Source organism: Diplocloster hominis, assembly GCF_032380655.1.
Taxonomy (GTDB): domain Bacteria; phylum Bacillota; class Clostridia; order Lachnospirales; family Lachnospiraceae; genus Diplocloster; species Diplocloster hominis.
In genome coordinates this window covers 1-23690 of record NZ_JAWDIY010000012.1, presented here as the reverse complement: position 1 = coordinate 23690, position 23690 = coordinate 1, and the positions used below count along the sequence as shown (strand labels likewise).

Annotated in this window: 21 protein-coding genes and 2 pseudogenes; 7 read left to right on the top strand and 16 right to left on the bottom strand. The window is 45.4% G+C overall.

Going from position 1 to position 23690, the window contains the following annotated elements:
* Positions 1–193: 193 nt before the first annotated feature.
* The 4 genes and pseudogenes from ABC831_RS12635 to ABC831_RS12625 all read right to left on the bottom strand — a co-directional run bounded on the left by ABC831_RS12635 (position 194) and on the right by ABC831_RS12625 (position 2055).
* Positions 194–1135 (bottom strand): annotated as a pseudogene (locus ABC831_RS12635) (virulence RhuM family protein).
* Positions 1135–1319, bottom strand: a pseudogene (locus ABC831_RS26520) (YdeI/OmpD-associated family protein); the annotation flags it as partial. The pseudogenes ABC831_RS26520 and ABC831_RS12635, both read right to left, overlap by 1 nt.
* A 43-nt stretch (positions 1320–1362) precedes the next feature.
* Positions 1363–1794, bottom strand: a complete 432-nt coding sequence (locus ABC831_RS12630) for a DUF3795 domain-containing protein (protein ID WP_343248487.1) — start codon at positions 1792–1794, stop codon at positions 1363–1365.
* Positions 1795–1863: 69 nt separating this feature from the next.
* The gene (locus ABC831_RS12625; RefSeq protein ID WP_343248486.1) at positions 1864–2055 is read right to left on the bottom strand and encodes a hypothetical protein; all 192 of its coding nucleotides are present in this window, start codon (positions 2053–2055) and stop codon (positions 1864–1866) included.
* Positions 2056–2494: 439 nt separating this feature from the next.
* Between ABC831_RS12625 and ABC831_RS12620 the strand changes: the two genes are divergently transcribed.
* Together ABC831_RS12620 and ABC831_RS12615 are read left to right on the top strand one after the other, a co-directional pair.
* Complete coding sequence (locus ABC831_RS12620; RefSeq protein WP_343248485.1) at positions 2495–3181, top strand: hypothetical protein; 687 nt, start codon at positions 2495–2497, stop codon at positions 3179–3181.
* 4 nt (positions 3182–3185) lie between these two features.
* On the top strand, positions 3186–3590 hold the full coding sequence (locus ABC831_RS12615; RefSeq protein WP_343248484.1) for a hypothetical protein: 405 nt from the start codon (positions 3186–3188) through the stop codon (positions 3588–3590).
* Positions 3591–3692: 102 nt separating this feature from the next.
* Here ABC831_RS12615 and ABC831_RS12610 read toward each other — a convergent pair whose 3' ends face one another.
* The 4 genes from ABC831_RS12610 to ABC831_RS12595 form a co-directional block, all read right to left on the bottom strand.
* The gene (locus ABC831_RS12610; protein WP_343248483.1) at positions 3693–4619 is read right to left on the bottom strand and encodes a DUF4268 domain-containing protein; all 927 of its coding nucleotides are present in this window, start codon (positions 4617–4619) and stop codon (positions 3693–3695) included.
* Positions 4620–5045: 426 nt separating this feature from the next.
* Positions 5046–5555: a PDDEXK nuclease domain-containing protein gene (locus tag ABC831_RS12605; RefSeq protein ID WP_343248482.1), complete on the bottom strand. Its 510-nt coding sequence runs from the start codon at positions 5553–5555 to the stop codon at positions 5046–5048.
* A 78-nt stretch (positions 5556–5633) separates the two neighbouring features.
* Complete coding sequence (locus tag ABC831_RS12600; protein ID WP_343248481.1) at positions 5634–5843, bottom strand: DUF1016 N-terminal domain-containing protein; 210 nt, start codon at positions 5841–5843, stop codon at positions 5634–5636.
* A 131-nt stretch (positions 5844–5974) separates the two neighbouring features.
* Positions 5975–6121: a hypothetical protein gene (locus ABC831_RS12595; protein ID WP_343248480.1), complete on the bottom strand. Its 147-nt coding sequence runs from the start codon at positions 6119–6121 to the stop codon at positions 5975–5977.
* A 396-nt stretch (positions 6122–6517) separates the two neighbouring features.
* On the opposite strand from ABC831_RS12595, the gene ABC831_RS12590 reads away from it, so the two are divergent.
* Positions 6518–6757, top strand: a complete 240-nt coding sequence (locus ABC831_RS12590; protein WP_343248479.1) for a helix-turn-helix domain-containing protein — start codon at positions 6518–6520, stop codon at positions 6755–6757.
* 3 nt (positions 6758–6760) lie between these two features.
* Positions 6761–7444, top strand: a complete 684-nt coding sequence (locus ABC831_RS12585) for a hypothetical protein (protein WP_343248478.1) — start codon at positions 6761–6763, stop codon at positions 7442–7444.
* On the opposite strand, the gene ABC831_RS12580 is transcribed toward ABC831_RS12585, so the two are convergent.
* From ABC831_RS12580 to ABC831_RS12565, 4 genes are all read right to left on the bottom strand, one after another.
* A complete protein-coding gene (locus ABC831_RS12580) occupies positions 7439–9301 on the bottom strand; it encodes an N-6 DNA methylase (protein WP_343248477.1) in 1863 nt (620 codons plus the stop codon). The two genes, ABC831_RS12585 and ABC831_RS12580, sit on opposite strands and share 6 nt — an antisense overlap.
* 291 nt (positions 9302–9592) lie before the next feature.
* Entirely contained in the window at positions 9593–10954 is a 1362-nt protein-coding gene (gene rlmD / locus ABC831_RS12575; RefSeq protein ID WP_343248476.1) for a 23S rRNA (uracil(1939)-C(5))-methyltransferase RlmD, read from the bottom strand.
* 176 nt (positions 10955–11130) lie between these two features.
* Positions 11131–12075 carry a 3'-5' exoribonuclease YhaM family protein gene (locus ABC831_RS12570; RefSeq protein WP_343248475.1) on the bottom strand — a complete coding sequence of 315 codons (945 nt, stop codon included), beginning with the start codon at positions 12073–12075 and terminating at the stop codon, positions 11131–11133.
* A 66-nt stretch (positions 12076–12141) separates the two neighbouring features.
* On the bottom strand, positions 12142–13431 hold the full coding sequence (locus ABC831_RS12565; protein ID WP_343248474.1) for a S1C family serine protease: 1290 nt from the start codon (positions 13429–13431) through the stop codon (positions 12142–12144).
* Between the two features lie 191 nt (positions 13432–13622).
* Here ABC831_RS12565 and ABC831_RS12560 point away from each other — a divergent pair, with 191 nt between their 5' ends.
* Genes ABC831_RS12560 through ABC831_RS12550 form a run of 3 tightly spaced genes read left to right on the top strand, consistent with a single transcriptional unit; the run spans position 13623 to position 18151 of the window.
* Positions 13623–15998 carry an endonuclease MutS2 gene (locus ABC831_RS12560; RefSeq protein WP_343248473.1) on the top strand — a complete coding sequence of 792 codons (2376 nt, stop codon included), beginning with the start codon at positions 13623–13625 and terminating at the stop codon, positions 15996–15998.
* Between the two features lie 27 nt (positions 15999–16025).
* The gene (locus tag ABC831_RS12555) at positions 16026–16727 is read left to right on the top strand and encodes a response regulator transcription factor (RefSeq protein WP_158341939.1); all 702 of its coding nucleotides are present in this window, start codon (positions 16026–16028) and stop codon (positions 16725–16727) included.
* A complete protein-coding gene (locus ABC831_RS12550) occupies positions 16724–18151 on the top strand; it encodes a HAMP domain-containing sensor histidine kinase (RefSeq protein ID WP_343248472.1) in 1428 nt (475 codons plus the stop codon). The genes ABC831_RS12555 and ABC831_RS12550 overlap by 4 nt, the downstream gene beginning before the upstream one ends.
* An 82-nt stretch (positions 18152–18233) precedes the next feature.
* Here the strand turns inward: ABC831_RS12550 and proC are convergent, their stop codons facing one another.
* From proC to uvrC, 4 genes are all read right to left on the bottom strand, one after another.
* Positions 18234–19028 (bottom strand): pyrroline-5-carboxylate reductase, encoded by a 795-nt coding sequence (gene proC / locus ABC831_RS12545; protein ID WP_343248471.1) that lies wholly within the window; start codon positions 19026–19028, stop codon positions 18234–18236.
* 52 nt (positions 19029–19080) lie between these two features.
* Positions 19081–20028 carry an ROK family glucokinase gene (locus ABC831_RS12540; protein WP_343248470.1) on the bottom strand — a complete coding sequence of 316 codons (948 nt, stop codon included), beginning with the start codon at positions 20026–20028 and terminating at the stop codon, positions 19081–19083.
* 27 nt (positions 20029–20055) lie between these two features.
* Positions 20056–20988 carry an HPr(Ser) kinase/phosphatase gene (hprK, locus tag ABC831_RS12535; protein ID WP_158351472.1) on the bottom strand — a complete coding sequence of 311 codons (933 nt, stop codon included), beginning with the start codon at positions 20986–20988 and terminating at the stop codon, positions 20056–20058.
* 66 nt (positions 20989–21054) lie between these two features.
* The gene (gene uvrC, locus ABC831_RS12530; RefSeq protein ID WP_343248469.1) at positions 21055–22911 is read right to left on the bottom strand and encodes an excinuclease ABC subunit UvrC; all 1857 of its coding nucleotides are present in this window, start codon (positions 22909–22911) and stop codon (positions 21055–21057) included.
* Positions 22912–23690: the final 779 nt, after the last annotated feature.

Sequence of the window (23690 nt, the reverse complement as noted above, 5' to 3'; positions counted from 1 at the left end):
ACCTTCCGCAAAAACACAACTCCATTTTCTCCAAATAATCCCGCAAACACGCCTGGAATCAAGGTTTCCGCACGAGAAGCACCGCGGTTTCCACATGTGATGAGTGGATAATAATGATGTCTGAAAGGCGCGGCTCACCCCTGGCGGAGTTCCGCTTATCTAATTTTATTAATTCGTGAATAATATCACCTTTTCAACTCTTATCCATTTTATGTTCCAATATTTTTATCGAATCCAAATAATCCTTCTCCACATCACTGAGGGTTCTGGTTTTATATTTTCTGTATTCACTCGTTGCTTTATCAACTGCTTGTTTATGAGTAACACTTCCGTTTCCTTGAAGTAACTGTTCGCCACTCATTGTAAGGATACGATCCAAATGCGCTGCCCAATCGCTCATAGTCATTACCTGTTCCCGCTCTGCCTGACGTTCCGCAAAATCAAGATACCCTGAAACAAGTTATCCCATCGCCCGAAGCTCTTTTTCAATCAGATAGTTTTTAGCAATGACAACCTCCTTTAATGTTGGCTGGTTTCCTGCAAATGTCATAAGTCCCATAAACTCTTTTTCAGCATCCGTTCTGGTATAAATAACTTCTGCTGCAGTTTGTCCATGAATCGCATAATGAATCTTATTCTAAACCTTTTTAAAGAACTGAATGGATATTTCAGCTTTCGGATCATAATCAATACTTGTAGCATATATTTCTAAGACTTGCCTGTAAAATACCTTCTCAGAAGCACGTATATCTCTAATACGTTCGAGTAATTCTTTGAAGTAGCCTCCACCACCCAAATTCTTCAGCCGCTCATCGTCCAGCGCAAAACCTTTTCTCATATATTCTTTTAAAATGCCTGTTGCCCATATTCTAAATTGTGTGCCGCGCTTTGACTTCACACGATAACCGACCGAAATAATCACGTCAAGATTATAATAATCTACATCATAAACTTTTCCATCAGCAGCAGTATAGGCAAATTTTGCCCATACTGATTCTTTGGACAATTCTCCTTCTTTAAAAACATTTCTCACTTGCTTACCTATTACGCTTCTATCTCTTTAAAACAACTCCGCCATCTGATCAATTGACAGCCAGACCGTATCTCCATCAAAAGTTGTATCTATCTTTGCCAAACCATCTTCTGTTGTCCGTCAATCCAGCCAAAACAGAGTGCTTCTTCGAGAGCTTCTCCCGCTTTTAAATTTTTGGCCCACCAGCCTTGCCGAACAAAAGCCAAATCCCATCATTTGATGCACAATGCTCGCGGAGCCATTCACGAAATTCTTCTCTGTTGGGGAATTCCATTGTTTCGCTCATGATATATCTCTCCTTATCGTTTACTTCATTCATTTTTCAAATCTTATAAACCAGACGTTTCATCATCCATCTTTTCTTGACACTCGCTGCATTCCCTGTCATGAATGGAAATAATACCGCCGCATTTTGAACAGGTATATTTTTCTTTCTGCTGTTCCATAAACGCTTCTAACCCATGCTGCCGCACAAACTCACTATTTTCCATAAGGCTTGCTTGATATCTCTTGTTATAACTTTTTTCAAGATTTTTTATCAACTTGCACGGATAGTCGGAACACTCAAAGCAATAGGATAATCCTTTGTCTTTAATACAGTCTTTTATCTTGCATTTACGGCAATGCTCTGGTTTTCCTTTATCACTGTTTAGGCATCCGGCACATGGCTTTTTATGATAGCAATGTTTATAGCATACCTTACAATTCATTCCACAGGGGGCGAACATAATCATATCGATTTTTTCTGCTGGCATTTTCATAGATTATTGTCCCTTTCTGATTTTAATGTTCCAGTAAATGGTAAGTTTTCTCACCATGAACTATACTTACTAGATACGCTCAGCATACATTTCTGCATTGATATGCCATTCTCCATTATTTTTCACAGTAACATTCTGCCAATGAAAATGATTCTCCTCAATCTCTGTAAAAATCCACTTTCTTCTTATATCATCAATATACGTAAGAATTATCATATCCTCTTGTTTAGCACCATAAAAGTAATTACTTTTATGGTGCATTTTTATAATGCTATTTCGTTATTCGATTCCACCAAGCGGTGTATATTTTGAAGTTTCAGAATGTTCCTGCTTACCGTCTAGCCACGGAATATCTATACTCTTATACTATTAAAGATTTCCCTTCCCATAGAAAACTGTGACTTGACAATCCGGCTTTTTAGAGTTTATATAACAACGGCGGGTTTTCCCCGACAATAAAAAACGTCATGGCAGACTGATGTGCTACCAACACATCAGTCCTGCACTAAGGTGATTGCACCACCCAGCACAACCGCAAAAGCGGCACCACGACAAAGCTATTATATCGCATTTGCTACAGCCGCACAATAAGCAAAATAACAGCGTGTGCATGGGAAAATAGGATTCCGTCCTCCGCCTTTGCATGCGCTTTTGAAGATACGGGAAATACCCGACCCTATAAATGAAAGGTCGGGATAACATGAACATTTTTCATCACACAGACAGCTTCTTTAGCTGTACCGACAACAGAGTCGCCGAAGACTCCCTGTTGTCAATTTTTAAACTGGCAAAGCAGATTCGTCTGCGGCTTGGCAAACAAGGGTATTTGCTGGAGCACTACCTCTCCATGATTTTTGAAGGAATGAGCGGCGGCCAACTTGCCTTCGAATCTGCGGATGAGGGGTTCCGAATAGGAGGTGACTTGCAGGGTCTGCTGTTTCATGTTCTGGATGGAACAGAACCACAGCATGAGCATCCGCTCTACCCACGAATGAAAGAACTTTACGAACAATATGCAGACAAACTGATTTTCCAAGAACACTACACTAATCTTTGCATACTGCTTTTCTTTTTGGCAGACGAAGCAATGGTGGACTCCACAGGAAAGTTTATAAAAGAGCAGGTGACTAACATTGGCGGCTCGTTGGATATCATACGAGTGCAGGAAGTTTATGACCAAATTTCCCACATAGCTGGCGAATCGATGCTGGAAGAATTAAACCAACGGATAAAGCAGCGATTTATTATCGCACCAGCTTCAGCTTTGTTTGCACAGGGATTTACGGATGAATTACTCTATAAACTAACCTATCGTGACATTGAAACCAGCAGGCAGATGTTCCAGCTTCTTCTGGATATAATACCGTCAGATACAGAAATGGTATAGACTTATGGAAAATTATGAGCCTTTAACCAAAGAACAAATCAATATCCTTCTGAAATGCTATTATTTAAAGAAATACACAAGAGTTGCTGAAACAGAAAATCTAACCACTGATAAGGTAAAACGAATCAAAGAAAAGGCTCTCCGGTCAATCCGTCTGGCATACAGCAACTCGCATATATGGGGAATAAAATTTAATGGAAAGACCGTCCTACGGCATATGGCTGCACGCTGCGGCATGACAGAAAATAATCTTTCCAAAGTATTTGATGAATATATAGCAGACGGGCTGATTTCTGAAGACAAGCGATATTGGGAACGCATAAAAAAAGCGGGAGATATCCCTACAGCAGCAGAACTGCTAGACTTTATGTATGACAAATTTGAAGTTGATATCGAGGGTGGCATCTAAATACCATTTAGACAGTCCAACCAAGACAGTAAAGGAGCATACACCCTATTGGTTGGCGCTCCTTTAATTCTCTAATTTTTTATATTCTGTCTGAATGATACTCTACAAATACTTCTTAAACGCCTTTTTCATCTTCATCGCAGCATCCATCATCCATTCAAACTGCTCTGGCCATTTATCCTTATTATCAAAATCCGCCTCATGAATTACCAAAATCCTGCTTGCCTTTTTATCCGGCAATTCTCTCCAATCCAGTGCCATTCCCATGTCCGATTCAATGTCCGCCTTGTGGGAATAAAATTTCTGATAAAGTTCCTTATCGTCAGTGATATACCATTCAACGGTAATGTTGTTGTCCTTCCTCACTTGCAGCAAATCAATATGACAGGCAGAAGAACCAACACTTAAAGTCATCCAATGGTCAGTGCTGGCTTTTCTTCTGCTAAAGGCCTTAGCAAACGCCGCATTATGAAAAGCATATTCGTTAAAGGCAGCCCAATAATCATATCTCGCCTGCAATGTGGGAGAACTGCTTGTTTGACGCTTAATTTCCTTCGCCCAGTCATTGGGTTTCTCAATGACTTCAAATTTTACAGCAATATCTGAATCGCCGATTTGAAATAACTTAACCTCCAAAAGGAAAAATGCAATATTTTCATCCGTATGGTTATTCAGCCATTCGATTGCCGCCCTGTGCTCTTCACGAGCGCGCTTTACAACCCAAATCACAATATCCGCTGCTTTCCCTGATGCATATGTAATCAACTTGCCAAGATGGTCATGGTTGGTATCTTCCAGTTGATTTTCAATAATAATCTTTCTGTCCGTCCCAGTCTCAGTCGCATAAATATCCACATTATAATCGCCGACACTTGATTCCGCTTCGTCCACGGTAATCTCCAATCCCACAGCATCTGACAGCAGAGAAAGATTATCCTCCTCTGCAAGCCACGGTGTGAAATCCAATGCTTCGTGCGGCCACACTTTTCTTAAGTCCTTTATCTCTTTAAGCTGCCCTAAATTTATCACTCCAAATCCCTCCTTGCCCACTTTGACATCAATATCAAACAACAGCTATTCTGCTTACCTTTCAGTGTCTCCGATTGCTGTCAATAATCCCACACACTCCCACTATGCCAGCAGTCCTAAGCACTCACCAAGCCAATATCGAATAATAAGTCATAGGGCAGATTTCAAAATCTCATCAAGGCATTATTGAAACCTCGTCCTATTTTCCAAATTTTCTGTTCACTCACGCTGAAAGCCCGCTTCCGAAGAATGCCCATTTTATCGGCTTTTTCGGCACTTTTACTTCGCATTTCTCGTCATTAAACAAACGCACTCAACATGGGTAGAGGTGGTGATTCGGATACCCGAAAGACGCAATTTATCCTTGTCGTATACTTCTATGTTTACCCGAATATTTCAATTTGTGCAACAATGTGTTGCACAAATCTATCCAATTTCTTTTTCGATTTCCTCAATCAATGGAAGGCTACTTTGCAAATCATCGGGTAATTCCTTCGTCAACTGTTCCTGCCAGTCAGCAACCCCAATAGGACTCTGATAACCAGGCAACGAATATTCCACCACTGTTTTATTCTTCCCCTTCACAAGAAGAAGTCCAATTGTCGGCTTATCATCTGGATGCCTCAGAATATCATTCACGACATTCTGATACATATTGAGCTGACTCACAAATCCCGGTTCAAAATCACAGGCTTTAAGTTCAATAACGACATAACAACGCAGCTTTAAATGATAAAATAATAAGTCCAGATAAAAATCCTGCCCGCCTACTTCCAAATGAACCTGTCGCCCTACAAATGCAAATCCCTGTCCCAATTCCAGCAGGAATTTTTGAATATGTTCTGTCAGTTTTCTTTCTATCTCAATTTCCCGGCGCGGAATATCTGTTCCTAAAAAATCGAATAAATACGGATCTTTAAAGATATGATTTGCCATATCTGAATCTGTCGGCGGTAACGCGGTATCAAAGTTATTAACACTTTTACCGTTTCTCTTTATTAACTTGCCTTGAATCTATAAATCCAAAATATTACTGCTCCAGCCATATTCTAATGCCTTTTTTGCATACCAGATTCGACTATCCTGGTCGGATAATTTATCAAGTAACACAATATTGCTCCGCCAGGGAATTTGTGCAGCAACCTGTTGCACAATTTCAAAGTCTCTCCATGTGTCAGCAAATTTTCTCATGTATTTTATATTTCTTGGTGAAAAGCCTTTCATATCTGGAAATACATCTTTGATATCCTGAGAAATTCGATTAATTATTTTTGTTCCCTATCCTTCTTCCCGCTGCCTTTGCAAAATTGCATTGCCAATATTCCAGTATAGGCAAATCATACTCGCATTTGCTTTCAATACAACCGATATTCTTTGCTGCATATTTTTTCTTTTATCTCTTCAATAAATTTCATATACGTATCACTCATCTCCGAGTGATTAGATGCTACTGGGAATATTACATTTACTTTTTCTCTTCCCATTCTTTTTCGTTCATCCATTATTCACTCTCCTATCGAGAACAATCTATTATTTTCGACATAATTCGACACAAACCTCACAATGCGGTGTAAGTTATTCCTTATACTACATGGCGAAATTATTTGCAATAGTTTTGTGAGCAGATGGGTAGAGGGGTGCAGACAATTTATTGTGGATATTAGAATATTCACCACACAAATCATGGCTATACCCCTAAAAATACATGCATGATATTTATAATCCTTCATCATTCAGCTGCCAGTCTACCTATCCTCGGTTAATTCTGCTAAATTTCACAAAAACAGGTACAGTTGTAATTAGATCACTCTAGAAGCAATTGCTACTTATAATCTGCATACAATTGCAACTAGGCAATGTATAATGATGAGTATACGTATCATCGGAGGAAAAGCGATATGGATTATCAAAAAATATTAGGCGAAAATATACGTTCGTTGAGGATTGAACGCCAAATCACACAGGAGCAATTAGCAGAGTTATGTAATTTACATAGAACATATATCGGTGCTATGGAACGTGGTGACCGCAATGTCAGCCTAAACAATATTGTTAAGGTTGCCCAAGCACTTAATGTTCCCCCATCTGAATTATTAAAATTTGAAAGAAAAATACAAATTCCAAAGGAGGAAGTATAAATCATGATTTTTTGTAACAAGACAATAGCCACACGTTCTCAATATGCAGAAGTTGCTAACCATAAGTGTCACTGTCCAAAAGGGCATACAGGAAAATGTACCGAATTTCCTTTTCTAGATCATTTAAAAACCGTTACTCCTTCTGTCGCAAACAAGATCAAACGAGATGCAACTATGACCACTGGGGCTGCATGGAAAAGTGAAGATGCAGGTCCAAACCGTATTTTAAGGTGGGTTATGATGTTGGATGATGAAACCCTTTTAAAATATGGACTTGACATGTCTAAACTAAAACCTGGTGTAATTGCAAAACTTCGTGAAAAAGCAGCAGATTATGATTCATGTGTTTTAGTTGCTGCAAAACTTACTTGGCTTGTATACCAAATGGAAAATGCCCCTACACCACCACCCCATATCCAAAACTACTTAGAAGAATTGTTTGGAAAAATGAAGCCTAATTCTACTCTTTGTGTTATTTGCAGATTACCATTGGACTTCAGACTCTTCGAATTAGCAGCTCGTGGCAAAGCGGCAATTGAAACCTGCCATAAAAATCCAAGAATACATAATTCTGATAATGTTGGTTTTGGTCATAGAGAATGTAACATTGCTCAAGGCAACAAATCTATTGAAGAATTCTATTCTTGGATAGATGGAATAACCACTAGAGTTCACTCTGAATCATAGCTCATAAGAATGCTGAATTTCATTCAACTGTGATAATATTTTTGCACGTGTTTCAATATTTTCTTGGAATACGTGTATTTTTTTATTCCACTCTTCATCTCTTACCGGTAAAGGAATTTGTATTTCTTTTATTCTATTTCCTAAAGTGCCCAAAGTTGACTGAATAAACACTAAATTTCTTATTTGCTCTTGTACAATTTGCGAATTAATTAGATAAACAAACTCGTACGGCTTTATCGGAGCCTCTTCACTAAGCGAAAATATATCAATGTGACTTTGAATAATACATTTAATATTATATTTGCAAAGTATTGCCGTTTTCCCTATTCTATATCTGCCATCTGCTATAAATAGAATATCACCTTCTTTTAATCTCTGTTGTTTGGAATACTGTTCGTATATTTCCTCACTAACTGAATTGGTAGGATCTGACGCTAATTCAAAATTAATCAAATCTGATGTTCTTATAAATGGTACATTCCCCGTTCCATAAGCTTCACTTCCTACTTCATGTCCACTATGAATATTTAAATAGCCTTTTTCCACCATCTCTCCAATAGAAATGAATTTTTCGCTTTCTTTATATTGAGAAAGAATTACTTCATTTTCAAAATATCTAGGCACAAAATACATCCCTCTTAAATTTACTTTTTTCCACCATTTGCTTTCTTTTTTTCTATATTCATCACCAATCAAAATAAAATCATCTGGCAAAGGCTCATTATTGGAATTTGTAATTCTTCCTCTTCTATCATGACCACAATTCTTTGCAACAGCAATCTTTACTTTATTTATTCTTTTATTCTTTTTTTCAAATATTAATACGTTTGTCTTTGTATCTGTCGATGGTTGAAACGTATTTCTAGGACAGTCTATCATTGCAACAATATTTCCATACTCTTTTAAAAATGCCCAAATATATCCCTGTGATTTATTTCCAAACACTCCTTCTGGAAGAACAATTGCCATTCTTCCACCATCTTTTAATAGCTTAACACACAATTCAACAAATAGAATCTGTGGATCTTGACTTTTTACAATATTACTCATTTTGTACCAAGTCTTATCTTTGTCAGAGTATGCCCATGAATATCCAAATTCATATTTCTCTAATAAACTCTTATCTGTAATTCCTATTTTAGAACCAAATGGAGGGTTCGTTAATATCACATCTACATTTCCGAGCAAATTGCTATTTTTTTTATTATCACACAATATTTCTAGAGAATTTTGATTATATACTTTTGCCCTTCCACAAGTAATAATCTCTGTTACCGCCATAGATAGGTCAGACATATCTTTATCCTTGTCAATTCCTATATATGTACTATTGCACTTTTTTTTCTTATTGTTACTATATTGATATACAAATGACTCTGTTAAGAATCCACCTGTTCCACACGCTGGATCCATAATTACCTCCCCATCTTTGGGATCAATAATTTTAATCATACATTTTACTAAGGATTTTGGCGTAAAGAACTGACCTTTATCACCTCTAATTGTTGGTCCTATAATTGCTTGGAAAGCATCTCCCATAATATGTGATGGAGCATTAGACAATGAAATATTACTTAGCATTGTAAGTACAGTCTTTAAATCTTCATCTGTCATAGCAAAATCATCAAATTGATCAAATGCAGATGGATATGTTTCCTTTAAAGATTTTAATAGCTCTTTTACTTCTAATTTTTCAATATCCTGTTCATATTTAGTTTCAAGCATTAATTTACATAACAAAACCTTGGTAATATCAGATACAATTCGTTCAGCTCTACTGGAATTTCCATTAGAATATAAATAATAATAAATATTTTTAAAACATTCTTGATAATCAAATGTTCCTTGTTGATTCATGTAATGCCTCCTAGTTTTTATATGAATATTATACGTATCACATCACATCGTGTCAACTAAATTTGTGATTTACCACTCACAAATTTGTTAGCTAGAGCTTCTTTTATTAAAAGATTAAGGATTCTGCCAAAATGTACAACACTTTTCAGCGAAACCATACCTTTTGGCAAAAGCCTTATTTCATACATTTTAACGTAACCCCATCCCCAGCAAAATCAGGCTATCAGCACCTCAAATCCGGTTAAAGCGCAGATGAAGATTTTACCAAAACACTCTCAAACCCGCATAAAATCAACCTTTCCGTGATAGAAGAACGACGGTCTCAACATGCACCGTAAACGGAAACATATCACACCCCTGCACCCTCTCCACCTGATACCCATACTCCCTCATATACGCCACATCCCTGGCAAGCGTAGCCGAATCACAGCTCACATACACCACCCGTCCCACCTTCATCCGGGCAATCGTATCCAGCACCGCCCGATCGCATCCCTTCCTGGGCGGGTCCACGACCACGACATCCGCAGTCCCCCCGCTCCTCTCATAGTATGCCGGCAGCACCTCTTCCGCCTTCCCCACGAAAAACTCCGCATTCTCTATCCCATTCATCTTCGCATTCATCCTGGCGTCCGCTATCGCCTCCGGCACGATCTCCACACCGTACACTTTCCCAGCCATCTGAGCCAGGAACAGTGAAATCGTCCCGATTCCGCAATACAGATCCCACACCGTCTCCCCGCCGGTCAACCCGGCGAATTCCAGTGCCTTCTCATACAGCTTCCGCGTCTGGACCGGATTCACCTGATAAAATGACAGCGGTGAGATCCGGAACTTCACATCCCCGATATAATCCGTAATATACTCCGCTCCCCACAGATACACCATCTCCGTCCCCAGTATCACATTTGTTCTCTTCTGATTCACATTCAAAGAGATACTGGTCATCCCACCGATCTTCCGAAGCCTGTCCGCCAGCACCTCCCCATGCGGCAGCCGATTCCCATTCATAACAATACAGACCATAATCTCCCCCGTATGGAATCCATACCGGATCAGAACATGACGCACCAGCCCGGTCCCTTTCTCCTCCTCATAGGCAGGAACCCCATACTCCTTCATAAATCCCAGTATCACATCCAGAATCTCCTGGTTTTCCTTAACACCTAACAGGCAATCCCTGACGGGAATAATAGAATGCGTTCTCCCTGCATAGAATCCCGCCACCGGATTCCCCTCTTTATCCGTCCCGATCGGAAACTGTGCCTTATTCCGGTACCGGAACGGATTCTCCATCCCGATCATGGGCAGCATCGGCACCTCTTCCAGCTTCCCGATCCGCAGCAGATTATTCCGCACTTTATTTTCTTTAAACCTCAGCTGCTCCTCATAGCTCATCGCCTGCAGCTGGCACCCCCCGCAGGGTCCCGCCGCTTCACATTCCGGAGTTACCCGGAACGCAGAAGGCTCCAGCACCCGGACCAGCCGTCCATACCCATACGTTTTCTTGGCCTTAATCACTTTCACCTCAGCCAAATCACCGGTCAGAGCGCCCTTCACGAACAGCGGATATCCATCCACCTTCCCGATTCCGTCTCCTTCGGTTGTCATATCTTCGAATCTGATCTGATAAATTTCATTTTTCTTAACCATACTGTCACCTCATACAAAAACGGAATGCTGCGCCACCAACATCCCGTTTATCTTTTCTCAAACTGCCCGTTCCCATACTAACTTATCTATATCTGCCTGTTCCAATACTTCCAGATCCAAAACCACCTGTTCTCAGCCTGCACCCACAACAATTCTGGCATACCGCAAATGTCTGACTATTTACTGGTTTTCCGGATATTGGATTCAAACAACCGGTTATACCCCAGCCAGTCGTCATTATTTCCCGCCGCCTTAAAAGCCTCTGTCATGGTCTGCAGCTTCGCATCCGTATTATCCGCAAAATTCAGCGCCACAGCCTCCACCAAGGCCGGCTTCTTCGGCGATCCGAACTCCAGCTCTCCATGATGCGCCAGAATACAATGCTTCAGCTCACTGGCCAGCTTCGGCGGAAACCCGCTGATCGTCCGAATCCTGGCTCCGACCTCCTCGCAGCCCATCACGATATGCCCCAGAAGCTGTCCGTCATCCGTATAGTCATTGGCCGGAAATGCGGCCAGCTCATCTAATTTACCGATATCATGGAAAATCGCAGCTGTAATCAACAGGTCTTTGTTCAGAACCGGATACGCCCCGCAGTAAAAATCGCACAGCTTCGCCACGCTTAACGTATGCTCCAGCAGTCCTCCCACGAAACCATGATGTACATTCTTTGCCGCAGAGTGAAATTTAAATCTGCTTACAAAATCCTGATCCTCCACAAAAAAACTGGCCGCCAGCCGTTTCAGATAAGGGTCCTTAAGCCCCCCGATGAATCCCAGCAGCTCACGGTACATTTCCTCAATGTCCTTTTCGCTGACCGGCACATAGTCCTTCGGGTCATAACTGCCGTCCATGGCCTTTCTGGACCGCTTGATACTCAATTGCAGCGCGCCCTGGTAGCTCACCACATCACCGGCGATCTCCACATAGTCCATCGCCTCAAAATCCCCGATTCCCGGAGAATTCGGCTCCCAAATCTTCGAATCAATCGTTCCTGTCTTATCCTGCAGAATTACATTCTCATAGGACTTCCCGTTCTTTGTCAATGCTGCCTGCTTGTGCTTACAAAGATAGATCCCTGTGATTCTGTCTCCATCCCGCAGCGTCTCTATGTATCTCATGCTGTCTCCTTCCAACTATCTAATACCTGTATTTTTTCTCTGCCCTCTGTATGGACCGTCCACTAACTACTCCCTCACGCCCAGCGTAACCTGATACGTCAGTTCCTTATATCCGTCTTTTCCCGGACGCATCACGACTGCCGTCACCAACTGGTTGGGGGAAAGATTCAGCAGCACATTCTGCACATCCTTCATGTCCCTCACTTCTTCCGTGCCCAGCTTAACCAGAATATCCCCATTTTGGATTCCGATATTCATGGCAGGCGAATCCAGGGCTGTCTCGACAATATAGATCCCCTGCGGCATCCCGTCATCCTCGGCCTTCTCGTCTGTTACCGGAGTTCCCTTGATTCCCATGTACGCCAGATCCAGTCCATTCGATAAATGCTCGATCACACTTTTCAGCTCTGATATAGAATAAGCAGTCACCACATTTTCACTGGAATTATCATTGCTTTCCTGGGTGATCACCCCGATTACGTCGCCGTCCAGATTAATCAGGACACCGCTTCCCTCGGTATTGCCCAGGATATCCGTCGTAAACAATGTATAATTGGCATCCCAGGTGGCGATCTGATTGCCTGCGGAAGTCACCATACCGATGGACATGGAATCCGGATAGCCTAACGGACTGCCGACAGCGATCACCGGCGTTCCTTTTCTCACCTGGAAAGAATTCCCCAGTACAGCCACTTCCACCGCGTTCCTGGTATCTTCTTCCAACGTATCCATCCGCACGCTTAGAATGGCCATTTCCGTATTGTGATCGATCTTTTTGACCGTGGCTTCCACCTGGGCATCATCCGCAAAGGTCACCATAATCTGCTCGGCACCTTCCAGAACCCGTTCATCCGTCAGGATCATATATTCAATCCCATTTTCCGCCACAATGATACCGGAACCTTTTCCCTGATTCGTATAGGGGATATTAAACCAGTCCACGTTATTGCTCACAGCCGTTACGGTCACGAGGGATTTGTCCAATCCCACAGCCACCTCGTAGAGCTTATTATACAGCTTTCTGTAATCATCCACCTCAATGCCTACGGTCTGCTGGATCACCGCCGGAGGATTCGAGGGTACCGGTGTGGGTGTGGGCGTAGTCTCAGGCGCCGGATTCTGTTCCGCCTCATCATCCCGGGGGATCGTGACAGAGGGGATCTCTTCCTTCTCCCCGTACTTCTTCTCGGCAATGGGACTGGTAATGACGAACGTAAAAGAAGCCACAACCCCAAAAAGGACAGCCAGTACCATCGTACCAGCCACCTTAAGCAACAGCTTTTTCTTGTTGATTGGCTTCGCTTTGATTTTTTCCTTCATAAAAGAAAATTCTTCTTTATCTTTTTCCTCTGACATAAACCTTCTCCTTTAAGTACAGCGGAACCCCATAATATTTTAATTTTAGCAAAGACATATGAACAATCTATGAAGGTAATGTAAACATAAGAAAGTCTCGGAATTGAGCTTTTCATTTATCTTATTATATTGTAAAATGAAAAGATAGTAAACAACAATTTTCAGCATTGCCTGCAATACGGAGGATCAACATGAACGCGAAAGCTTTGCATACATTGGAATTTCACAAAATTATCGACCGGCTGACCGAACACGCCGCATCCCAGTCCGGTAAGGACCTGTGCCGTCATCTGACCCCGTCTGATGACCTGTCCCGGATCCGGCTGCTCCAGTCTCAGACATCGGATGCCTTCAGCCGTATACTAAAAAAGGGCAGTCCTTCCTTCGGCGGAATCAAGGATGTCCGCGGTTCCCTGAAACGGCTGGAAATCGGCAGCTCCTTAAACGCCATCGAACTTCTGGCGGTCTGTACCCTGCTGGAGACAGCCGCCCGGGCGAAGTCCTATGGCCGTAAAGATAATGCCGATCTGACCCGCGACTCTCTGGACGACTATTTTGACGGTCTCATTCCTCTCTCCGCGATTTCCGCAGAGATCCGCAGGTGCATCCTGTCCGAGGAAGAGATCAGCGATGAGGCCAGCAGTACGCTCCGCCAGATCCGCCGGGGTATTAAGCTCGCCAACGACCGGATTCACACCCAGTTGAATTCCATGGTAAATGGTTCCGTGCGCACTTATCTGCAGGACGCAGTGATCACCATGCGGGACGGCCGTTACTGCCTGCCGGTAAAAGCGGAATACCGCAGCCAGGTGTCCGGTATGATCCACGACCAGTCCTCCAGCGGCTCCACAGTCTTTATCGAACCCATGGCCGTGGTACGTCTGAACAATGATATCAAGGAGCTGGTCTTAAAAGAACAGGCCGAGATCGAAGTAATCTTAGCGAACCTAAGTACCCTTGTAGCGGAAGAAACCCAGGCAGTGCACAGTGATTTTGAACTTCTGACCGAGCTGGATTTTATCTTTGCCCGTGCCAAACTGGCTCAGGACTATAACGGCACCGCCCCTGTGTTCAACACACAGGGATATGTGCATCTGCGCAAGGCCCGGCATCCGCTGCTGGATTCCAGGCAGGTGGTTCCCATCGATATTTACCTGGGCAAAGAATTTTCCCAGCTGATCGTCACCGGACCTAATACCGGCGGAAAAACCGTATCCCTGAAAACCGTCGGCCTTCTGACCCTGATGGGGCAGGCCGGACTGCATATTCCCACCCTCGACCGGTCGGAACTGGCGCTATTTCACGAGGTTTATGCGGATATCGGAGATGAACAGAGCATAGAACAGTCGCTCAGTACATTTTCTTCTCATATGACGAATATTGTGAAAATCCTGGAGGAGGTCGACAGCCGGTCTCTGGTTCTGTTCGATGAACTGGGCGCCGGAACAGACCCTACCGAGGGCGCTGCGCTTGCCATGTCGATTCTCTCCTGGCTGCATCAGAGGGACATCCGCACCATGGCCACCACCCACTACAGTGAACTGAAAGTATACGCGCTGTCCACGCAGGGTGTGGAAAATGCCTGCTGCGAATTTGATATCGAGACACTGCGTCCCACGTACCGTCTGCTGATCGGAATCCCGGGAAAGAGTAATGCCTTCGCGATATCCTCCAAGCTGGGGCTTCCGGATTATATCATCGACGACGCCAGAAGCCGGATCAGTGAGACGAAAGAGAATTTCGAAGATCTGATCACCGATCTGGAAAACAGCAAGGTTACCATTGAGAAAGAACAGGTGGAAATCACCCGTTACAAAGAAGAAATCGAGTCCTTAAAGACCCGGCTGGAACAAAAATACGATAAACTGGACCAGCGCCGGGACGATATCCTGCGGGAAGCCAACGAAAAGGCCCATGCCATTCTCCGGGAGGCTAAGGAAGTCGCCGATCAGACGATCTCCAATTTCAACAAGTACGGCCAGGGCAATATCTCCATGAAACAGATGGAGCAGGAGCGTACCAAACTGCGGGATCAGATGTCCGGTTTAGAGAAGAACATGACCATTCAGCCCAAACAGAAATCCGGCAAGGCCAATAAGCCTGCCGACTTCAGGATCGGAGATACCGTCAGGGTATTAAGCCTGAATCTGAAAGGCACCGTCAGTACGCTGCCCAACGCCAAGGGAGACCTTTTCGTGCAGATGGGCATCCTAAGGTCCCAGGTCAACATCAAAGATCTGGAGCTGGTGGATGAACCGGTGATCACAGGCCCGAACCTTCAGAAAACAGGCTCCGGAAAAATCAAAATGTCCAAATCCGCCACGGTAAGCCCTGAGATCAAGCTGCTGGGCATGACGGTGGACGAGGCCATGGGCGCGTTGGACAAATATCTGGACGACGCTTATCTGGCCCATCTCCCCCAGGTCCGGATCGTGCACGGCAAAGGGACAGGAGCCCTGCGGACCGCTGTTCATAATCATCTGAAGCGGACCCGTTATGTAAAATCTTACCGTCTCGGAGCGTTCGGTGAGGGCGAGACCGGTGTGACAATCGTCGAATTTAAATAATTACTGTAAATAATAGGAGGCATTCATATGGCTGCAAAACAAAAAATATTAATCGTTGATGATGATGTAAATATAGCGGAACTCATCTCACTTTATCTGACCAAAGAGTGTTTCGAAACCATGATGGTCCATGACGGCGAGGAGGCCCTGACTATATTCGATACCTTCCGGCCGAATCTGATCCTGCTGGATCTGATGCTCCCGGGCATCGACGGCTATCAGGTCTGCCGTGAGATCCGTCACAAATCTTCCGTACCGATCATCATGCTCTCCGCAAAGGGTGAGATCTTCGACAAAGTGCTGGGTCTGGAACTGGGAGCCGATGACTATATCATCAAGCCCTTTGATTCCAAAGAATTAGTGGCCCGTGTCAAAGCCGTTCTGCGCCGGTTCCAGCCGGAAAAGCCGGCCGCTCCCACCCCGGACGCAAAATATGTGGAGTACCCGGATCTGATTATCAATCTGACCAACTATTCCGTCATCTACAACGGGGAGCCTGTGGATATGCCGCCCAAGGAACTGGAGCTTCTGTACTTTCTGGCTTCCTCACCGAATCAGGTATTCACCCGGGAACAGCTTCTGGACCATATCTGGGGATACGAGTACATCGGGGATACCCGAACGGTTGACGTACATATCAAACGTCTCCGGGAGAAGATCAAGGACCATGAGGCCTGGAGTCTGTCCACCGTATGGGGGATCGGTTATAAATTCGAGGTGAAGCAATGAAGCTCTATGCCAAATTTATTATCGCTTATGTGATTTTTGGCTTTCTGAGTTTTTTTCTTATCGCCACGCTGACTTCGTCTCTGACCCTGAACCAGCTGGAAGAAGAAAAAGCGGATAATTTATACCGGGAAGCCATCTTTGTAGCTTCCACCTATGCCAAGAACTATTACACGGAGGCGCTGTCCCTGGAGGAACTGCAGACTCAGTTAAAAGCGGTGGATACCTATGTGTCCGCTCCGGTCTGGATCATAGACACGGACGGCACGATTCTGCTGAATTCCCGGGAAAAGGTGAATCTGGAGAGTCCGAAGGTAATCGAGGACTTCGACCCTACCTTTACCGGCAATCAATATTATTGTATCAGTAATTTTTATGACTGTTATCAGGAGGAAGTCCTAAGCGTCATCTCGCCGATCACCCTCAATCTCAAAACCAGAGGGTATGTGCTGATTCATTATCCGGTCAGCGCGATCAGCCAGGAAAGGGATCAGCTGCTGAACGTCTCTTATATCACCCTGATCGGCATTTTTCTCCTGTCCCTGCTGATTCTGGCTGCGTTTACGTTCCTGGTGTCCAAACCGTTAAAGCGGATCACCTTCGCCGCCAACCAGTATGCGGCCGGAAATCTGAAATATGAGCTGCCTGTGACCACCGATGATGAGATGGGACGTCTCTCAGCGACCCTGAACTATATGTCCACCGAGCTGTCTAAGATGGAGGAATATCAGAAAAAATTCGTGTCCAATATCTCTCACGATTTCCGTTCCCCCCTGACTTCGATCAAGGGATATGTGGAAGCGATCCTGGACGGTACGATCCCTCCGGAGATGCAGGAAAAATATCTGAATATCGTACTCTTTGAAACGGAGCGTCTGAATAAGCTGACCAGCGGCCTGCTCACGCTGAATGATTTTGACCGCAGGGGGACGCTGCTGGATATCACGGATTTTGATATCAACAGTATTATCAAGAAGACGGCAGCTACCTTTGAGGGGACCTGTACTACCAGGCGCATATCCATAGAGCTGATTTTTTCCTCAAAGGTTCTCTATGTTTCCGCTGATATGGGGAAAATACAGCAGGTGCTCTACAATCTGATCGACAACGCCATCAAGTTCAGCAATCCGGATTCGGTCATTTATGTGGAGACCACCGAAAAGCATGAAAAAGTGTTCGTATCCGTAAAGGATACCGGTATCGGAATTCCGAAGGAGAGTGTGAAGAAGGTATGGGAACGCTTTTATAAGACGGATCTTTCCAGAGGAAAAGATAAGAAGGGGACAGGTTTGGGACTCTCGATCACAAAAGAGATCATACAGGCTCACAAAGAAAATATTAATGTGATCAGCACGGAAGGCGTTGGGACGGAATTTATATTCTCATTGCCCAGATCCAGGAATATAAAGTCTGCGGACATAGAATAATGGGAGGGGACTGGCTCCTTTCGGTTGTAAAGCGGGGATTTTTAGAAACTACGTAGAGAAAGGTGCCTGTCCCCTCCCATTTTTACATATCCCGCGCTTTTTGGGCGCAGGCTTTCATGGCTTCGAACAGGCTGCTTCGGAATCCTTTCTCCTCCAGAACCCGGACAGCCTCTATGGTGGTTCCTCCTGGCGAGCACACCATGTCCTTCAGCTCACCGGGATGCTTTCCGGTTTCCAGAACCATTTTCGCGCTTCCCATGACGGCCTGGGACGCGAATCGATAGGCCTGGGCTCTCGCCATCCCATCCGCCACGGCAGCGTCCGCCATGGCCTCTATCATCATAAAAACATAGGCCGGAGAACTTCCGCTGACAGACACAACCACGTCCATCAGATGTTCCGGAATCACTTCCACTTCCCCAAATCCCCTGAGGATTGAACACACATACGCTAATTCTTCCTCCGACACCTGGACATTCGCGCAGGCCGCTGTGATTCCCGCTCCCACTAAGGCAGGTGTATTCGGCATCGTGCGGACGATCTTCACCGGTTTTTCGAATTTCTGCCCCAGCCATTCCAGTGTTTTCCCGGGCGCTATGGTAATAATAATTTTATTCTCATCCACAACGCTTCGGATCTGGGCTATCACTTCCTCATAGAACTGCGGCTTCACCGAGAGCACCAGCACCTCGGATTCCTCCGCCACCTTGCGGTTATCTGTGGTAACCTGTATACCCAGCGTCTCCGAAACCTTATCCAGGGCGGTCTGATAGGAATCCGCCCCAATAATCTCTTCCGGCCGGATGATTCCGTTGCGGATCACTCCTCCCATTATAGCGGAGGCCATATTTCCGCATCCGATAAATCCTAACTTCATTGCCATCATCTCCTGATTTATTTCCTTAATTTTATCCTCTGTCCGATCATAATCATATTCTGGATGCATAGGCATCCAACGCCATTTTTGCCGCTCCGAATATGCCGGCATCATTCCCTAATTCCGCCAATGCAAAGGTAGCTTTACGGCACGACGTAAACGCATAAATCTGATAATTCTTTTCCACGAAATCCAACAGGACTGTTCCGGCTTTTGATACCCCTCCACCGATTACAATTACTTCCGGGTCTGTCACAGCTGCAACCATAGCCAGCGCTTTTCCCAGATATTTTCCAAACCGCTCCGCGATCTCGATAGCCAGCGCGTCATTTTCTTTCACCGCGTCAAACACAGCTTTCGCCGACACTTTTTTGTCCCGCAGCACAGAAGCCTCCTGGCTGGCTGCCAGAACCTGCTCGGCCAGGTAGGTTATTCCGGTCGCTGAGGCCACCTGTTCCAGGCATCCATAATTCCCGCAATTACAGGCACGGGGGAAATCATCGATCAGATGCATATGCCCGATCTCACCGCCGGCTCCATGAGCCCCGGTTATGATCTTTCCATTGGTGATCAGCCCGCCGCCCACTCCGGTTCCCAGAGTTGCCAGAATTACATCTTTACATCCTTTCGCCCCGCCGACCCAGGCCTCCCCGAGAGCGGCCACGTTGGCATCGTTGCTTACCTTCACCGGAAGTCCGGTCTCTTTTTGCATGGTACCCTGTACATCCATATAGTCCCATCCGAGGTTCACCGCTGTTTCCACGGTTCCGTCCTCTTTCACAGGACCAGGAACGCCGACTCCAATGCCGGCGACGTCTTCTTTTGAAAGGGATCTTTCGTTCATTTTGCTCAGTACGGCCCTTGCCGCATCAGGCAGGATGTTTTTTCCTCCGTCCTCTTTGCGGGTGGTGATTTCCCACTTGTCCAACACCTCCCCCTGAAGGTCAAATAATCCCAGCTTAATTGTGGTGCCGCCTATATCTACTCCGAAACAAAACATCTCTTTTCTCCTTTAACCACTATTCTTTTATTTTTCGCTGTTTTTTGCCAGGCTTTTCTGTACCCGCTTGTACAGTTCCTGAGCAGCATTATAGCCCATCTTCTTCTGACGGTGGTTTACCGCCGCGGATTCTACGATAATGGCCAGATTCCGGCCGGGACGGATCGGCAGGGAATGGCAGACTACCTTATTTCCCAGGAATTCCGTGTATTCCTCCTCCAGCCCCAGACGGTCGTATTCTTTATCCTTTTCCCACTCTTCCAGTTTGATTACCAGATCGATAGACTGGGTTTCCTTGACACTCTCCACACCGAACAGGGTCTTGACATCGATGATGCCGATTCCCCTCAGTTCTATAAAATGCCTGGTAATGTCCGGAGCCGTACCAATCAGCGTCTCATCGCTTACTTTGCGGATCTCCACCACATCGTCGGTGACCAGACGGTGGCCCCGCTTGATCAGTTCCAGAGCAGCCTCACTTTTTCCAATCCCGCTCTCGCCCATAATCAGCACACCTTCGCCGTATACATCCACCAGCACGCCATGAATGGATATCATAGGCGCCAGCTCTACGTTCAGCCAGCGGATTACCTCAGCCATAAAGGAGGAGGTGGATTTTTCCGTCATAAAAATGGGAATCCCCAGTTCATTCGCCGCATCCAGGATCTCCTGGTCAGGCGGCAACTCCCGGCAGAATACGACGCACGGGATCTGCGCGGATAACAGTTTGCGGTACACCTCTTTCTTTCGCTCCGTCTTAAGAGACAGCAGATAGGTATATTCCACATACCCGATGATCTGTACCCGTTCGGAATCGAAATGGTCAAAATATCCGGTCAGCTGCAGGGCCGGGCGGTTGATATCCGGTTGATGAACCTTGATTTCTGTCATATCGATATCCGGCGTCATGTTTTTCAGGTTCATTTTCTCTACCAGTTTTGTAAGCTTTACACTGTGCATAGCAGACGCTCCTTTTTTATCAGTATTCACTACTATCTATCATTCTAGCATAGCAACTTTGGAACATCAATGAAAAAACTCGTACACTTTCCGGGCAGCCGCCTCATTCATCGACGGAACTTTGGCCAGATCATCCGGTTCTGCGGCTTTGATCTCATCCAGAGACTGATAATGTTTCATCAGCGCTTTCCTCCTGGCCGGCCCGATCCCCTCGATATCGTCCAGAATCGAGTGAACCTGCCCTTTGCTCCGCAGCATCCGGTGATATTCGATAGCGAAACGGTGCGCCTCATCCTGTATCCTGGTGATCAGCCGGAATCCCTCGGAAGAGCGGTCGATGGGTATTTCCACATTTTCATAGTATAACCCTCTGGTCCGGTGATTATCATCTTTTACCATGCCGCAGACAGGAATAGTAAGACCCAGTTCGTCCAATACCTGTTTCGCCACATTTACCTGGCCTTTTCCCCCGTCCATCATGATCAGGTCCGGAAATTTGGTAAAACTCCCCAGTTCACTGGCCAGGTTCTTCTCCTGCAGCTCCCGCTCTTCTTCCAGGCCGTGGGTAAAACGTCTGGTCAGTACCTCCGCCATACTGGAATAATCATCTGCGCCCTTCACCCATTTGATCTTAAACTTTCGGTAATCACTGCGCTTCGGTCTGCCTTTTTCATAGACAATCATGGAACCCACGGAATCATAGCCGCTGATATTGGAAATATCGAAGGCCTCGATCCGGACCACATCTCTTAATCCCAGCCAGCCGGCCACCTCCTTCTGGGCGCCGATCGTACGCCCTTCTTCGCGTTTGATCCTCTCCCGGTCCTGGCTCAGAACCAGCTGCGCATTCTGCGCGGCCAGCTCCACCATTTTCTCCTTTGTCCCTTTTTTCGGTACCCGGATATGTACCCGCTGTCCCTTCTTACCCGACAGCCATTCTTCAATGATGGCGGCGTCCTCGATCTCATCCTGAATCAATAGTTCCTTTGGGATAAAAGGGGTCCCGGCATAAAACTGTTTCAGGAAACTGCTCAGCACCTGCGCCCTTGTGTCGGAAACCGCCACCGTCAGATAAAAATGATCCCTGCCGATCAGCTTGCCTTCCCGGACAAAAAACACCTGTGCCACCGCATCCCGCTCGTCGATCGCCAGCGCGATAATATCTTTTTCCTCTCCCACGCTGTTGGTGATCTTCTGTTTTTGGGCCACTTTTTTTACACTGTTTAAAAGCTCCCGGTATTCGATAGCCTGCTCGAACTCCATGGCCTCGGAGGCAGCCATCATCCGTTCCTCCAGCATTTTTAAGACCGGCGTATAGTTCCCGTTCAGGAATTCGATCGCCTCGTCGATATTGGCACGGTAATCCTCTTTGCTGATATACTCCTGACAGGGCGCATCACACTGCTTGATATGGTAATAAAGGCACGGTCTCTCCTTCCCGATATCCCGGGGAAGGCTCCGGCTGCAGGTTCTGATCTTATAGATCTTCCGGATCAGTTCTATAGTATCCTTAACCGCTCCCGCACTGCTGTACGGGCCAAAATACTTATTCTTATCCTTCTTCATCCTCCTGGAAAACAGGATTCTGGGATAGTCTTCATGTACCGTCACTTTAATAAAAGGATAGGTCTTGTCATCCTTCAGCATAGTATTATATTTCGGGCGGTGTTCCTTGATCAGATTACACTCCAGAACCAGAGCCTCCAGTTCCGAGTCCGTGACAATATATTCAAACCGGGCGATATGGGTGACCATCTGCTCGATCTTCACGCCCTTATTCCGGCTGCTCTGAAAATACTGGCGCACCCGGTTTTTCAGACTGACTGCCTTTCCCACGTAGATGATCTCGTCCCGATCATCATGCATAATATATACCCCGGGCTTCCCCGGAAGTTTTTTTAATTCTTCCTCGATGTCGAACATTTGCTTTTCCTCGCAGATTGATTACTTTATTTTTTGGGGCCGGGACGGGGTGCCGGGGGAGCGGGGAGCGGCGGCGGGGGCCCACAGTAACTGGCGCCGCTCCCCGCTCCCCCGGCACCCCGTCCCTGCTTTAATTATGTTTTCGTTCCATGTGCTGATGAAACAGCAAAACTATAATCATACTGTCGTGTTGAATATTTGGTCACTCTGCATGTCCGATAAGGCAGCATTGCGATTTATCATCGACTGATGACAGCGGCTAATTCCAAAATGATAGTGCCGACTGTATGTTTACTGGAAAATTACTGGCTGTGGATGTATCATTAAACACTTTTCTTCTGTCATCAGCGATTATAAAAACATCAGGGAAACTGTTTACGATATAGCTTCATCCACAAAATCTTTGAGAAGGCATATAGCTTACTTAACAGATCGTGAATCATAAGCATAATATAATCGTCAAACATGCGATTCACATATCCTTCACCATTCTCTATAGAACATAGCGTTTAGCCTATTATTAGCTCATATTAGAAAAGGGAGCGTGGGGGCCGGAAGCCGGCCGGTTCGGGAGAGGGGCAAAAGAAGCGGGAACCTGTCCGATAACCAGGGTGCCCCCGCCAGGAGGCCGCCCAGTACGGACGTATCCCGGGAGTCCGGCAGGGGGCGCGGTGCGGTGTCTATGGTCCTCTTCCTCACATAAGGCGCCCGTGTGAAATCTTAATGAAATCGGGCCGGCAGGTTTGTGGCGAAAGACTGCGTTCCCTGCAGTCTTTCGG

Excerpts from the sequence above, each read along its gene's own strand:
- ABC831_RS12600 (WP_343248481.1), bottom strand. The coding sequence starts at position 5,843 with ATGAAAGGCTTTTCACCAAGAAATATAAAATACATGAGAAAATTTGCT.
- ABC831_RS12580 (WP_343248477.1), bottom strand. The coding sequence starts at position 9,301 with ATGAATCAACAAGGAACATTTGATTATCAAGAATGTTTTAAAAATATT.
- ABC831_RS12630 (WP_343248487.1), bottom strand. The coding sequence starts at position 1,794 with ATGAAAATGCCAGCAGAAAAAATCGATATGATTATGTTCGCCCCCTGT.
- rlmD (WP_343248476.1), bottom strand. The coding sequence starts at position 10,954 with ATGGTTAAGAAAAATGAAATTTATCAGATCAGATTCGAAGATATGACA.
- ABC831_RS12605 (WP_343248482.1), bottom strand. The coding sequence starts at position 5,555 with ATGGCAAATCATATCTTTAAAGATCCGTATTTATTCGATTTTTTAGGA.
- ABC831_RS12585 (WP_343248478.1), top strand. The coding sequence starts at position 6,761 with ATGATTTTTTGTAACAAGACAATAGCCACACGTTCTCAATATGCAGAA.
- ABC831_RS12570 (WP_343248475.1), bottom strand. The coding sequence starts at position 12,075 with ATGAGATACATAGAGACGCTGCGGGATGGAGACAGAATCACAGGGATC.
- ABC831_RS12565 (WP_343248474.1), bottom strand. The coding sequence starts at position 13,431 with ATGTCAGAGGAAAAAGATAAAGAAGAATTTTCTTTTATGAAGGAAAAA.
- ABC831_RS12540 (WP_343248470.1), bottom strand. The coding sequence starts at position 20,028 with ATGTTTTGTTTCGGAGTAGATATAGGCGGCACCACAATTAAGCTGGGA.
- ABC831_RS12625 (WP_343248486.1), bottom strand. The coding sequence starts at position 2,055 with ATGCACCATAAAAGTAATTACTTTTATGGTGCTAAACAAGAGGATATG.
- ABC831_RS12615 (WP_343248484.1), top strand. The coding sequence starts at position 3,186 with ATGGAAAATTATGAGCCTTTAACCAAAGAACAAATCAATATCCTTCTG.
- ABC831_RS12620 (WP_343248485.1), top strand. The coding sequence starts at position 2,495 with ATGAACATTTTTCATCACACAGACAGCTTCTTTAGCTGTACCGACAAC.
- ABC831_RS12550 (WP_343248472.1), top strand. The coding sequence starts at position 16,724 with ATGAAGCTCTATGCCAAATTTATTATCGCTTATGTGATTTTTGGCTTT.
- ABC831_RS12555 (WP_158341939.1), top strand. The coding sequence starts at position 16,026 with ATGGCTGCAAAACAAAAAATATTAATCGTTGATGATGATGTAAATATA.
- uvrC (WP_343248469.1), bottom strand. The coding sequence starts at position 22,911 with ATGTTCGACATCGAGGAAGAATTAAAAAAACTTCCGGGGAAGCCCGGG.
- ABC831_RS12595 (WP_343248480.1), bottom strand. The coding sequence starts at position 6,121 with ATGGATGAACGAAAAAGAATGGGAAGAGAAAAAGTAAATGTAATATTC.
- proC (WP_343248471.1), bottom strand. The coding sequence starts at position 19,028 with ATGAAGTTAGGATTTATCGGATGCGGAAATATGGCCTCCGCTATAATG.
- hprK (WP_158351472.1), bottom strand. The coding sequence starts at position 20,988 with ATGCACAGTGTAAAGCTTACAAAACTGGTAGAGAAAATGAACCTGAAA.
- ABC831_RS12560 (WP_343248473.1), top strand. The coding sequence starts at position 13,623 with ATGAACGCGAAAGCTTTGCATACATTGGAATTTCACAAAATTATCGAC.
- ABC831_RS12590 (WP_343248479.1), top strand. The coding sequence starts at position 6,518 with ATGGATTATCAAAAAATATTAGGCGAAAATATACGTTCGTTGAGGATT.